Genomic DNA, 13,375 nt, shown 5'->3' with positions numbered 1-13,375 from the left:
ACGCCCCCCTAGCCGCGGAACCCGAGCACGGTGGTGAACTCCGCGGTGCCGTCGGCGCTACCGGTGCCGATCAGCGTCGTGCTGGGTTCCTTGCGCCCGAAGCCGGGGGAGTACCAGCCCAGTGGCGGACCGGTCTCGCCGCGATGCGCCCGCCAGCTCAGCCGCCCGGGCAGGTCGAGCACCGCGGACCGGTCCTCGCCGTCCCGGGTCCAGGTGAGCGCCGCCCGGTTCCCCGCCAGATCCGCAGTGATCTCCGGGCCGAGATGGAACGCCAGCCGTACGGTCCCGCGATCGCCGCGTACCTCGTCCACCACGCGCAGTTCCCGGCGCGCGGCGGTCAGCTCCACCCGGCGCCGGTGCACGGAACGCCGGTAACCGTCGTGCTCGGCGCACCAGCGGGCCGTACCCCCGCCGGACGCGCCGGACGGGTCAGCGACCAGGACGCGGCTGCGGGCGTGCCGGGTCCACAGGAACGGACCACCGGAGACGGACTGGTCACGGCCGTCCCGTTGCAGCGTGTTGTGGGCGAGGGTCGAGCGGAAGTACTGCCGCCACTCGGGCTGCCCGTGGTAGCAGAACGTCCCCGGGTCGGCGAGCACGTCGACCCCGTCGTGCCGCACCTCCACGGACAGCGCGTCCGCGTGGGCGTGCGCGGCGATGGACAGGAAACCGTGCGGTCCGCCGTCGCAGCGGCACCAGATCTCCTCCGGACCGCGCAGGATGGTCATGCCCGCGTCGGCGAAGTGGCCGGGCCGGCTCGCCGGGCGGGCCACGGCCGGGGCGGTTCCCGGCTTCGCGTACGGCCGGACGAGCGCGGCCAGCAGCGGGGTGCGCACATCGGTGCCGGTCACCGTCGGCCACCAGGCGAGCCGGCCGAAGACGGCGTCCCCGGTGGCCAGCAGTGAGCCCCAGCGGCCGGTGCCCGCGCCGTCCAGGACCAGACCGTGCCCGTCGTCCGCGTCCCCCTGGCGCGGCGGCCGCAGCCGGTTGTCCACGACGGCCGCGAGCGCGTCGGTCATCCGCAGCAGCACCAGCCGCACGGACGGCGGGACCGGCACACCGGCGGCATCCGCCTCGGCCACCGCGGCCAGGCCGAGCTCCAGCACCAGCCCGTGATACTCGGTGGCCAGCTCACGGTTGAGACCGGAGCCGAAGGTGTTGCCGCGCAGGTGCCGCTCCAGCGACCGCAGCGCGCCCGCGCGCCAACGCGCCGAGGCGGGGAACCACTCGAACGCGCAGGCCGCCGCGAACTGCCCGGCAGCCTCGGCGATGACGTGGTTGTTCGCCGAAGACCCCCGGCTGGGGAAGGCGGCCAGCCAGCGCTGGTGGTGCCAGATCTGGTGCAGCGCCACCGGGTTGTCCTCGAACAGCCCGGCCGCGCCGGGCCAGCCGTGGAGCAGCCGGCGGATCCATACCCACGAGATCAGCCGGATGCCCAGCTCGATGCCGCTGATCCAGTGCACGCCCCGCAGCGGCGGGTTGGCCGCCCACCACGACCGCAGGTGCCCCGCCACCCGCTCGGCGTACCGCTCGTCCCCGGTGACCGCGTAGGCGGCGGCGAGCACGGTGAGGTACTGGTGCCGGGACAGCTCCCAGATCTGCTTGATGTCCCCGGTCACCTCCTCGTCCCGGTACGGCACGTCGAAGGCGTAGCCCCCCGGTGCCCGGCGCCCGGTCTTCGGGTCGCCCCACCAGTCCGGGTCGGCCAGGTCGTCGCGGACCACCCCGAAGTACTCGACGTGCCCGGCCAGCAGCCGGTCCGCCTCGGCGAGGAGACGTTTCACGGCGTCCGGCGGCAGCGCGGCGAGCGTCCCGGCGGGCAGGACCGCGGTGAACCGGGCGCCGGTCACGCCCGGGTGCCCCGGCCGTACCGAACGCCACCGCCGTCTGCGCACCGCGTCGCCCACCCGGCCGCCGACCTCCCGCGGCCCCATCCGGGAGAGACGGCGCAGGTACCAGCCCGCGTTGATGGTCACGGTGTCCTCGCCAGGGTCACCGGCGCGCCGGCGGCCAGGCCGGCCTGTACGGCGAGGGTGGCCGCCGTGGTGGTGACCAGCGACTCCAGCGGCACCGGCATGGGCCCGCCGGTCCGTACGGCCTTGACGAACGCCGCCAGTTCGGCGTTCTGCCCCTTGTCCCGGGCCTTGGGGAGCCTGGAGCCGACCCAGCGCTTGTGCCGGCCGTCGTAGACAGCGGCACGGACGAAGTCGTCGAGCCGCAGCGCCTTGCCGTCCGCGACCAGGTCCAGCGTCTCCTTGGGGAGGCCGGCCGGTCCGGTGGTGACGTAGCTGATGGTGGCCGTGGATCCGTCCGGGTAGCGCAGCACGGCCTGCAGGTCCTGGTTGCCGGACGTGGCGACCGCGTACACCGAGACCGGGTCGGCCCCGAGCAGCCAGCTCGCCGTGTCGATGAAGTGCCCGCCCTCCCCGGCGAACCGCGAGCCCTCGGTGCCCTGCCGCAGGTACCAACTGCCGTGCTCCAGCCGGCCCGCGTTGACCAGGTAGCGCAGGCTCGCCGGACCGCTCCGGGCGCCGAACCGCTGCCGGGCCTCCCGCAGCAGCGGCGCGAACCGGCGGTTGAAGCCCACCTGGAGCCGGTCGTTGCCGGACTCCTCCACCGCGGCGAGCACACCTGCGAGGTCGTCCTCGGTGAGGGCCAGGGGCTTCTCCACGAACACCGCCTTGCCCGCGAGGAGTGCCCTCCGGGTCAGTTCGGCGTGCGAGCTGTGCCGGGTGACGACGAACACCGCGTCGATCGACTTGTCGCCGAGCACGGCGTCGAGATCGGTGGTCGCCTCGGCGAAGCCGAACTTCCGCTTCGCGTTGGCCGCGGACAGCGCCGTCGTGGTGACCACGGCCGACAAGGCGACGCTGTCGCGCCGCGCCAGGTGCGGCAGCAACATCGACGTCGCGTAGTTGCCCGCGCCGACGAACGCCAGCCGCACCGGAGACGTGACGGACCGGCCCGGCGCGGACGCCCGTACGTTCACCGGCGGCACCGCCACGACCGGAGCCTGCGCTTCCTCCGGTTTTCCCGCGTGGTCGGGGTACCGGAACAGCACCGCCACGGCCTTCAGGTCGCCGTCCTTCAGACGCCGGTACGTCTCGACGGCGTCGTCGAAGTCGGCCGTGTGGGAGACCAGGGGCTCCACGTCGACGCGGCCGCGGGCGACGAGATCGAGGAAGCACGCCAGATTGCGGCGCTCGGTCCAGCGCACGTAGCCGATCGGGTAGTCCCGCCCCTGGAGTTCGTACTCCGGGTCGTACCGCCCGGGGCCGTACGACCGGGAGAACCGGACGTCCAGCTCCTTCTCGTAGTACGCGTTCCACGGCAGGTCCAGGCGGCACTTGCCGATGTCGACGACCCGGCCGCGGTCCCGGCTCAGCCGGGCGGCCAGCTCGACGGGCTGGTTGCTGCCGCCGCCGGCGGCCAGGTACACCTGATCCACGCCGTGCCCGCCGGTGAGTTCGGCGACGGCGGTCTCCACGGCGGCGGACGCGGGATCGCCGCAGGCCGCGGCGCCCAGGCGCGCGGCGAGCGCGCAGCGCACCGGGTCCGGATCGGCCCCGACGACGCGGACCCCCGAGGCGGCCAGCAACTGCACCACCAGTTGTCCGATCAGCCCGAGGCCGACGACCAGCGCCACGTCGCCGAGCTGTGACTCGCCTTGGCGGACGCCCTGCAACGCGATCGACCCGACGGTCCCGAAGGCCGCGTGCCGCGGCGCGAGGCCGTCCGGCACCGGGGCGTAGAGGTTCTTCGGCACCCAGTTCAGCTCGGCGTGCAACGCGTGCTCGTTGCCGGCGCAGGCCACCAGGTCACCGACCGTCACATCGTCGATCCCGGCGCCGACCTGCTCGACCACCCCGCACAGCGAGTAACCCAGCGGCGTGTACGAGTCCAGCTTGCCCATCACCTTGCGGTAGGTGGCGGGCACCCCGTTGGCGGCCACGCTCTGCACGACCTTGGCCACCTGGTCAGGACGGGAGCGGGCCTTGCCCATCATCGACAGGCCGGCCTCGGACACCTTCATCAGTTCGGTCCCGGTGGAGATCAGCGAGTAGGCGCTGCGGACCAGCACACCACCCGGCTTGCACCCCGGAACCGGCACGTCGAGCACCGCCAGCTCGCCGCTCTTGTAGTTCTGCACGACCTGTTTCACCCGAGCTCCTCTTGTGTCCACGCCGTCAAGCCGCCCGGCTCCGGCCGGAGCCGGAGGTCGCGCCGCGATACCAGTACTCCAGGGTCAGCACATGCCACAGATGCTTGGAGAAGTCCCGCTGCCCGGCGGCGTCCTCGGCGACCATGCGGGTCAGCGCGTCACGGCGCAGGAGCCCGGAACCGACGAGCACACCGTCGTGCACCACCTCGCGCACCAGTGGTGCCAGGTCCCGGCTCATCCAGGCCCGCAGCGGGGCGCTGAACAGGCCCTTGGGCCGGTAGACGATCTCCCGGGGCAGGACCGAGGCGGCCGCCTCCTTGAGGACGGCCTTGCCCTGCCGTCCGACGATCTTGCGGTCGCCGGGCACCGCGAACGCCGCCTTGACCACCTCGACGTCCACGTACGGCACCCGCACCTCGGTCGACGCGGCCATGCTCGACCGGTCCGTGTAGGCGAGGTTCAGGCCCGGCAGGAACATCCGGGCGTCGCCCAGGCACATGCGGTTGACGAAGTCGTCGAGGTCGTTGTCCTGGTAGATGTCCGCATGCTCGGTCAGTACGTCCTCGACCGTCCCGGCCAGGTCCGGGTGGACCAGGGCGAGCAGCTCGTCCTGGTCGTACATGGTGTAGCTGCGCCGGAAGGCGGTCTCCTCCGGCAGCTCGGCGAAGGACAGGAACCGCTTCGCGAAGCGCACCGACCGGTACCCGCGGCGGGACGTGGCGACCGGCAGCCGGCCCACGGTCGCGGACAGGCCGCTGCGCAGGGGCCGGGGGACGCGCTGGTAGCGCAGCGCGAGCAGGTTGGCCAGGTGCTTGCGGTACCCGGCGAACAGCTCGTCGGCCCCCATGCCCGAGAGCATCACCTTGACGCCGGCCTCCCGGGCCGCCGAGCAGATCAGGAACGTGTTGATGGCGGCCGGGTCGCCGATGGGCTCGTCCAGGTGGTACGTCATCCGCGGCAGCAGGTCGAGCACGTCCGGCGCGATCTCGATCTCCCGCAGGTCGACGCCGAACCGCTCGGCCACCTGCCGGGCGTAGCGCAGGTCGTCCGGCATCGCCTCGAACCTGGCGTCCTCGGCGCGGAACCCGATCGTGTAAGCCGAGATCCCGGGCCGGTCGCGGGCCGCCAGCGCGGTCAGGTAGCTGGAGTCGAGACCGCCGGAGAGGAAGGTCGCCACCGGCACGTCGGAGAGCAGGTGCCGGCGGGTCGACTCCTCGACGATGGCGGCCAGGTCCGGCTGCTCGCCGCTGCGGGCCTGCTCCCGGGCCTCGGCGGCGATGTCCCTGAGGTTCCAGTACCGGCCGCTCTCGACCAGGCCGTCGGGCCGGCACCGCAGCCAACTGCCCGGCGGCAGCTTCTCCGCCTCGCGGAACGCACAGCGCGAGTCCGGCACCCAGTAGTACAGCAGCGAGGCCACCAGCGCCGCAGGGTCCACCTGCAGCGACCCGCCGGCCACGGCGGCGAGCGCCTTCAGCTCGGAGGCGAACAGCAGGCCCCCACCGCGCCGCAGCAGGAACAGCGGCTTGATGCCGAGCTGGTCGCGGGCGAGCACCAGCTCACCGGTCCGCTCGTCGAAGACCGCGAACGCGAACATGCCGCGCAGCCGCGGCAGGCAGTCGGTACCCCAGCGCCGCCATGCCTCCAGCAGGACCTCGGTGTCGGAGGTGCCGCGGAAGCGCACTCCGGAGGCCGACAGTTCGGCGCGCAGTGCGGGCGCGTTGTACAGCTCGCCGTTGTACGTGAGAGCGAGGCCGTCCGAAACCATCGGCTGGGCGCCGGTCCCGGACAGGTCGATGATGGCCAGCCGACGGTGCCCCAGGTGGACTTCGCCGTCACCGGCGGGGTGGCTGTAACGGCCCGCCCCGTCCGGACCGCGGTGGGCGAGGATGTCGGTGAGCCGGTCGGTCACGGCCTTCCCGTCCGGCCACCGGTACGTACCTGCGATGCCACACATGTCCTACCGAGCCTCCTGGTCGCTGCCCGGGACGCGCGCGGCCGACATCGACGGCCGCTCCGTCCGCAACGGGCCTGTTCCGTGCTGCCGGGCCAGCCGTTCCGTCCGCGGCAGGCCCGTCCCGTGCTGCTGGGCCGGCCGCTCATCAGGGCCGCGCAGCGCCGTGTGCGGCCCGTCCCACAACGTGCCGTCGGTCCGGTCCCGCGGATCGGGATCGATCAGCACCACACCGATCACCGGAACGCGCTGGTCCGCGAGGTGCCGCGCCACGGTGTGCAGCCATGCGGCGCTGCCGTGCCCGGCCCGCACGACGAGCACGGTCCGGCCGCCGAGGTACCGGAGGTCGGTCCACGCCGTGCCGGGCGCGACCGAGCCGACGCCGAGCCGGCGCACCTGTCCCGGCACGGCCGCGGCACGCTCGCCGCTGACCACGGTCGTGTTCTCCGGTTCCCGGTGGCTGTCGGCGAGTTCCGGGCCGGGCAGGCCGTCGATGACCGCCACCGGCCCCTCCGCCGCCAGGGCCCCGGCGACGTTCAGGGCGATCACGCTCGTACTGCGCGCACAGCCCAGCTCCAGCAGCGACACGGGTTCCGCCGAGTGGCGCACGGCACGGGCCAGGGTCGTGGTGAGCCGTTCGTACGCAGCCCGGGTCCGGCGGCGTTGCCACGGACCGGTGGGCCGGCGGGGCGCGCGTGGCAGCTCCGCGATGACCGAGGCGCCCAGGTTCGCCGCGATCTCCCGGCGCAGTACGGGGCGGTCCGCCACCACCGCGCCGACCGCGGCCAGCGCGAGCCCGACGGCGAGCCCGAGGACGAGCCCGATGGCGGCGTTGGTGGCAGCGGCTCTGGGCAGGGAGTGCCGCACCGCGCGCGGTGCGTCCACGATCTGCGTACCGGCGACGAGCCGGGGCGTGCCCATGCGCGCCTCCTCGGCGCGCTGGTCGAAATCGGCGATCCGCGAGGTCAGTTCGGCCCGGCGGGCGAAGAGCGACTCGATGCTCGCCGACGCCCTCGGGTCGCTCTCCGGCGACCGGTTCCCGATCGCCTTGTCGACCTGGGCCAGCTCGTCCCGCATACGGTCCCGCTGGTCGCGCAGGGCCTTGGCCTCGGCCTGCGCGGACTCCCGCATCCGCCGCACATGGTCCGTGACGAACGCGTCGGCCAGCGCCTCGGCCCGGGCCACCGCCTCCGCGTCGCTGGCACCTGTCACATCGATCTGCAGCAGGTTGTTGGTCAGGCCGGTGCCCCGGTAGTCCCGCAGGAAGTCTTCCGGTTTTTCGGAAGACTTGAGGGTCCGCAGGGCCTGGGCGGCGATCCGTGTGGTCCCCAGCAGCGCGACATCGGTACGGATCAGTGTTCCGGTGTCGTTCGGCTGGTCCGCCTGATGGGTGACCAGCACCGTGGTCACCGCGGCCGGCGGGGGCGGCAGCAGGACCGCCACCGCCGCGCCGATCAGCAGCCCCAGCAGCGCCATGGAGCTCCAGAGGCGGCGGCGCCTGCGGACCGCCGCCACCAGCGCCTGGAGGTCCAGCAGGGGAGTGGTCACCGACGGCTCCGGAGCCGTGCTCGTCGTCACACGGAACCTCCCGTCGCGGGGCCGCGGACCGCGAGCGACAGGGCGGCGTTCTGCGAGGGACGGCCTGTGGGCCGCGTCGGACGGGTCCACACCGGGCCGGCGACGACGGTGCCGACGACCTCGTGCCGGGCGTCCGCGCACGCCGCCGCGATCCCGGCGAGTTCCTCCGCGGTCCAGTTGCCCGCGCTGAGCACGATCAGGGCGCCGGACTCGGTGTCGCGGTCCGGCACCATCGGCCGGGACACCGAGACCTCCACCACCCGCAGCGTGGGGTTTCCCCTGCTCGAAGAGCTGGGGGAAGGATCGCTCGCGGCCTCGGCGACGAGCTGCCCGGCGGCCCGGCGGGCGATCTCGTCGCCCTCCGGTACGACGACCAGCACGCGTCGGGGGGCCGGCAGCCGGTCCCGGAGGCGAGCGCACACCCGCCGGTAGCGGACCCGTCTGCCGGCCTCGTCGCCGGACCGCTGCGGCTCCGGTACGTCCCACCGGGTGTCGATGCCCAGCAGCCGGCGGATACGGGCCCGCCGGTCACGGTCTTCCGGCCGGTGCGCCCGCCCTTCCCCCGGCACGTCGACGGCCCCCAGCAGCGTCGTGCCCAGTGCCGCGGCGACCTCCGGTTCGGTGCGCAGCCGGCGGTTCATCCGGGCGGCTGCGAGATGGCCGACGACCGCGAGCAGGAAGAACAGCAGCGCCCCGGCGACGATGAGCTGCATCCTCGTCGGCGGCACCGCGCCGGTCGGCCGGGCCGCCGGTCCCATGACGACCATGCCGGCCTTGCCGGTCGCCGGGTCGGCCTCGTCCAGCTTCTTCATGGCCTCCTGCAGCGCGGTGCGCAGCTTCTCCAGCGCCGTGCGGGCCTGCACGCTCTCCACGGTCCGCCCGGGATCGGCCGCATTGGCCAGGTCGGTGATGCGGCGGTTGGTCTCCGCCACCTTCTGCCGCAGGTCCTCGGGCCCGGCAGCCGTTCCGGGGTCGGCGGTGCCGCCGGCGATCCGTGCGGCGAAGGCGACGAACTGCTGGGCCACCCGGTCGGAGAGCTGCTGCGCGCGCTCCGGGGTGTCGGCCGTACCCGAGATCTCGATGATGTTCCCGTCGGCGGCCTCGGCGCTCACCCGGTCCCGTAACGCGTCTCCGCTGACGCCGGCCCAGCCGAGTTCGGCGGCCGCGCGGTCGACCACCGCCGAACTGGCCGCGATCTCCACCTGCGTCAGCAGCTCGCGCTGCTCCCACTGCCCCGGCAGCAGTACCGATGCCGACGCCGTGTAACGCGGCGGGTACAGCACCGAGACGCCGTAGCCGACGAGTGCGCCCACCACGGCGAGGACGGCGAGGAACCGCCGGCGCCGACGGAGCATCCGCCCGATCGTGACCAGGCGTATCGTGTCGTCGCTCAAGGGCGCCGCCTCCTCCCCGCCCGGCGCCGGGCCGGGCCGCCCGCCGGCACCGGAGTGCGGCCACGGCAGGCGGCGGCGTAGGCGGCGAGCAGCGAGCGCTGGGAGTTCCGCCAGGAGAGCTCCCCGCCGACCCGCTCCTGGCCGATCTTGCCCATCCGGGCCCGCTTCTCCGGATCGTCCAGCAGCATCGCGATCAGCCCGGCGAACGCGGCCTCGTCGTTGGCGGGCGCGTAAACAGCGGCCTCACCGGCGGAGACGCGCGCTTCCCGGAGATCGAACGAGACGATCGGCCGCCCCATCGCCATGTACTCCAGGACCTTGTTCATGGTCGACACGTCGTTGAGCGGATTGCGCGGGTCGGGGGAGAGGCACACGTCCGCGGTGGACAGACAGCGCACCAGGTCGGCGTCCGGGATACGCCCGGTGAACTCCACCTGCCCGGCGAGCCCGAGCTGCCGGGACAGCTCCACCATCGCGTCGAAGGCGTCACCTGCCCCGACGAACACCGCGTGCCAGTCGGTCCGCCCGCACTCGTCGCGCAGCTTCGCAAGCGCCCGCAAGGCGTAGTCGACACCGTCCTGCGGACCCATGACGCCCAGATAGCACAGCAGATGGGGCTTGCCGCGCTTCAGCTCCGGCTCGGGCGGAACCGGTTGGAACCGGTCGGTCCGAGGTGCGCTGCGCACCACGAAGACGTCCTCCGGCCATTGACCGCCACGGCGTATCGCGACGTCCCGGTAGCTCTCGTTCGTGGCCAGGACGACATCGGCGGCCCGGTAGGTCAGCCGTTCCAGCGCGCACACGGCCCGGTAGAGCAGGTCTTCGCCGCGGCCGAACCGGGAGAGGTACAGCTCGGGTACCAGGTCGTGCTGGTCGAAGACGAACCGCGCGCCGCGCCGCTTCAGCCACAGCGCCGGCAGGAACAGCAGGTCGGGCGGGTTGCAGGCGTGGACCACGTCGACCGGGCCGACCGCGCGGGCCAGCCGCGCCGTGTGCCACAACGCCGATCCGTACTCCCGCAGATAGCCGGCCGGCCCTCCGGCGGCCGCGCGCAACGGGTAGCGGTGGATCCGCACGCCGTCGAGCACCGCCTCCGGCTCGGTGTCCCGCTGCTCCCCCCGGGGACAGATGACGTCCACCGTCCACCCCGCGTCGCGCAGCGTCGTGCACTCCTGCCACACCCGCCGGTCGAACGGCACCGACAGGTTCTCCACCAGGATCAGCGCGCGCCGGCCCGGCCGGCCGCCGCCCGCCGCGTCGCCGGACGATGTGCCGTCGTACGTCGTGTCACCAAGCAAGGCCCACGTACCCCGGTTCGGCCCGGCGCGCCGCGGCGTCGGGAAGGTGGACGAGATCGATGAGCACCGGGCCGTCGCCGCCAGGGGGCAGCGCCGACAGCACGGCCGGGTCCTTGGTGCCGACCAGGCACACCTCGGCGTGTTCGAGCACCTCGCCGACGGAGTCCGCGAGCAGCTGCGCCAGGTGCGGCAGCCGGGTCTCGATGTACTCACGGTTCGCACCGAGCAACCGGGACAGGCTCACGTTGGCGTCGTAGATCTTCAGGTCGTACCCCTTGCCGAACAGCCGCTCCGCCAGCTCGACGAGCGGGCTCTCGCGGAGGTCGTCGGTGCCGGGCTTGAAGGACAGCCCGAGCAGGCCCGCCCGGCGTTTGCCGGTGCGCTCGACCAGCTCCACCGCCCGTTGCAGGTGCGCGGAGTTGGACGGCAGCACATGGGCGAGGATGGGCACCGAGACGTCGGCCCGCTGCGCCGCGTGGACCAGGCTGCGCAGATCCTTGGGCAGGCAGGAGCCGCCGAAGGCGAAGCCGGGCCGCAGGTAGGCGGGGCTGATGTTCAGCTTGCGGTCGGCCAGGAAGACGTCCATCACCTGGTGCGAGTCCACTCCGAGCGCCTGGCACACCGCGCCCAGCTCGTTCGCGAAGCCGATCTTGAGACCGTGGAACGCGTTGTCCGCGTACTTGATCGCCTCGGCCGTCGGGACCGGCACCCGGAACACCTCGCCGGGCAGACCCTCGTACAGCGCCGCCACCACGTCACCGCTCGCCGGATCGAACTCACCGATGACGGTCTTGGGCGGGTCGAAGAAGTCCCGCACGCTGGTGCCCTCGCGCAAGAACTCCGGGTTCACCGCGACCCCGAAGTCCGCCCCGGCCGTACCGCCGACGTGCTTCTCCAGGATCGGCACCAGCAGGTTCAGGCAGGTGCCCGGGAGCATGGTGCTGCGGAACACGACCGTGTGCCGCCCGCCGCACTCCGCCAGCACGGCGCCGATCTGCTCGGCGACCCGCTCCAGGTACGTGGTGCACAGGCTGCCGTTGGGTTCCGACGGCGTGCCCACGCAGACCAACGACACCTCGCTGCCCAGGACCGCCTCGCGCACGTCACCCGTGGCGCGTAACGCTCCGGTCCCCACGACCTCGGCGATCAGCTCGCCGATCCGCTCCTCGACCACCGGAGCCTTGCCGTCGTTGACCAGGTCGACCTTCACCCGGTTCACGTCCACCCCGATGACCTCGTGCCCCAGGCCGGCCAGGCACGCGGCCGACACACAGCCCACGTAGCCGAGCCCGAAAACGCTGATCTTCATGACTCGTCCCTCCCCCCGGGCAGGCCCTGCCGGCCCGCGGTCCGCACGCCGGCAGGACCGTTTCGTCGCAGCCCCCCGCGCATCAGTAGGCCCCCTGCCCGTAGAGCACCGCCCGCAGCGTCTTCCACAAGATCACTGCGTCCAGCGCGAGCGACCAGTCCTCCACGTACCGCAGGTCGAGGCGGACCGCCTCCTCCCACGGCAGGTCGCTGCGTCCGCTGATCTGCCACAGGCCGGTGAGGCCGGGCTTGACCAGCAGCCGCCGCCGGATGTCCGGGCCGTACGCGGCGGACTCCTCCGGCAGCGGAGGCCGCGGACCGACGAGCGACATCGATCCGGTCAGAACGTTGAAGAGCTGCGGGAGTTCGTCGATCGAGTACCGGCGCAGCGCCGCCCCCACCCGGGTCACCCGCGGGTCCCGGCGGAGCTTGAACAGCAGCCCGGCCCCCTCGTTGCGGTGGATCAGCTCGGCACGTGCCGCGTCGGCCCCGGTGACCATGGTGCGGAACTTGAAGAGGGTGAACTCGCGGCCGTCCTTGCCGACCCGGCGCTGGCGGTAGACCGCCCCACCAGGACTGTCCATCAGTACGAGCAGCCCGACGAGCACCATCAGCGGCGCGAACAGCACCAGCAGGACCGCCGCGCCCAATCGGTCGACGACCCCCTTCACGGCCCGCCGGCCCCCGGTGAACGTCGGCATGCTGACCCGCAGCAGCGGAATCCCGAGCACCGCGTCGACGTGCAGCCGCGGGCCGGCCACCTCCATCAGCACGGGGGCCACGACCATCTCGGCATCGCTGCCTTCGAGGTTCCACGCCAGCCGCTGCAGCCGGTCCGGCGACCAGTGCGGGTCCGCTGTGATCGCGACGACCCGGTAGCCGTCGCGTCGGACGTGGTTGGCGACATCCGTCAGTGGGCCGACGACCGGTACGCCGTCCAGGTGGCCACCGTCGAGTCCGAGGCCGTCCGTCGTGCACACGGCGTCCACCCGCCACCCGAGGTGCGGGAACTTACGGGCCCGGGCGATCAGGTCGCGCACGGTGTCCGGGCTCCCGGCGGCGAGCACCGGTCTCAGACACCGTCCTTTCTTCCGCTGCCCGTGCAGCCACAGACGCAGCAGGTACCGCACGGTCATGGTGACGAGGGCGAGCGCCGGGATCGCGACGAAGATCCAGAGCTTGATGTTGCGCGAGGTCAGGGCGATCCCGCCGAGCGCCAGCACGACGGCGGCCGTGAACAGTGAACGGCCGAGCCGACGGAATTCCTCCGCCCCCTGACCGAGCACGGCCGGAGCCCACGCCCGGCTCACCGCCAGCGAGCCCAGCACCAGCAGCTCGGTGCCGAAGGCGAGAATGCCCCACTTCTCGTGCCAGTTGGCCGCGTCCCGGGCCCCGAAGAAGATTCCGATGGCCGCCACCACGAAGGCGGTGGCGACGGTGTCGCTGGTGATCACGGTACGGCGGTACCGCTGCTCCCAGTCGAGTGCGGGCTCACTGCTTGCCCCGCTCGCCAGACGCCCGCGCGCCGACGGAAACGGGTTGACCAATCCCCCCTGTTGCACAGATTCCCCCCGGTCGCCAGTGGCTCGACGTGTTCGCCCAGCCCTGTTCCTCACCCCCGGGAGGCCCCCCGGCCCCCCGCGCCGCACTGTTCCTCCCCCGCGGAGGACCCCCGTCCCCCGCG

General features: G+C 73.1%; 8 protein-coding genes. All 8 read right to left on the bottom strand.

What is annotated here, in order from left to right; all coding sequences use genetic code 11:
- Positions 1–8: 8 nt before the first annotated feature.
- The 8 genes from AB0A97_RS26905 to AB0A97_RS26870 all read right to left on the bottom strand — a co-directional run bounded on the left by AB0A97_RS26905 (position 9) and on the right by AB0A97_RS26870 (position 13,253).
- Positions 9–1,976, bottom strand: coding sequence for an alginate lyase family protein (locus tag AB0A97_RS26905; protein WP_361154730.1), 1,968 nt, complete (start codon positions 1,974–1,976; stop codon positions 9–11).
- A complete protein-coding gene (locus tag AB0A97_RS26900) occupies positions 1,973–4,162 on the bottom strand; it encodes a bi-domain-containing oxidoreductase (RefSeq protein ID WP_361154729.1) in 2,190 nt (729 codons plus the stop codon). The genes AB0A97_RS26905 and AB0A97_RS26900 overlap by 4 nt, the downstream gene beginning before the upstream one ends.
- Positions 4,163–4,187: 25 nt before the next feature.
- On the bottom strand, positions 4,188–6,116 hold the full coding sequence (gene asnB / locus AB0A97_RS26895; RefSeq protein ID WP_361154727.1) for an asparagine synthase (glutamine-hydrolyzing): 1,929 nt from the start codon (positions 6,114–6,116) through the stop codon (positions 4,188–4,190).
- A 3-nt stretch (positions 6,117–6,119) separates the two neighbouring features.
- Complete coding sequence (locus AB0A97_RS26890) at positions 6,120–7,691, bottom strand: Wzz/FepE/Etk N-terminal domain-containing protein (protein ID WP_361154725.1); 1,572 nt, start codon at positions 7,689–7,691, stop codon at positions 6,120–6,122.
- Complete coding sequence (locus AB0A97_RS26885; RefSeq protein WP_361154723.1) at positions 7,688–9,085, bottom strand: Wzz/FepE/Etk N-terminal domain-containing protein; 1,398 nt, start codon at positions 9,083–9,085, stop codon at positions 7,688–7,690. The genes AB0A97_RS26890 and AB0A97_RS26885 overlap by 4 nt, the downstream gene beginning before the upstream one ends.
- A complete protein-coding gene (locus AB0A97_RS26880; protein ID WP_361154722.1) occupies positions 9,082–10,383 on the bottom strand; it encodes a glycosyltransferase family 4 protein in 1,302 nt (433 codons plus the stop codon). Before AB0A97_RS26880 ends, AB0A97_RS26885 begins: the two co-directional genes overlap by 4 nt.
- The gene (locus AB0A97_RS26875; RefSeq protein ID WP_361154720.1) at positions 10,373–11,692 is read right to left on the bottom strand and encodes a nucleotide sugar dehydrogenase; all 1,320 of its coding nucleotides are present in this window, start codon (positions 11,690–11,692) and stop codon (positions 10,373–10,375) included. The genes AB0A97_RS26880 and AB0A97_RS26875 overlap by 11 nt, the downstream gene beginning before the upstream one ends.
- An 82-nt stretch (positions 11,693–11,774) precedes the next feature.
- Positions 11,775–13,253, bottom strand: coding sequence for a sugar transferase (locus AB0A97_RS26870; protein WP_361154718.1), 1,479 nt, complete (start codon positions 13,251–13,253; stop codon positions 11,775–11,777).
- Between the last annotated feature and the right edge of the window lie 122 nt (positions 13,254–13,375).

The organism is Streptomyces sp. NPDC045470 (assembly GCF_040646595.1).
Taxonomy (GTDB): Bacteria; Actinomycetota; Actinomycetes; order Streptomycetales; family Streptomycetaceae; genus Streptomyces.
This window is presented reverse-complemented; position numbering and strand designations above follow the sequence as displayed.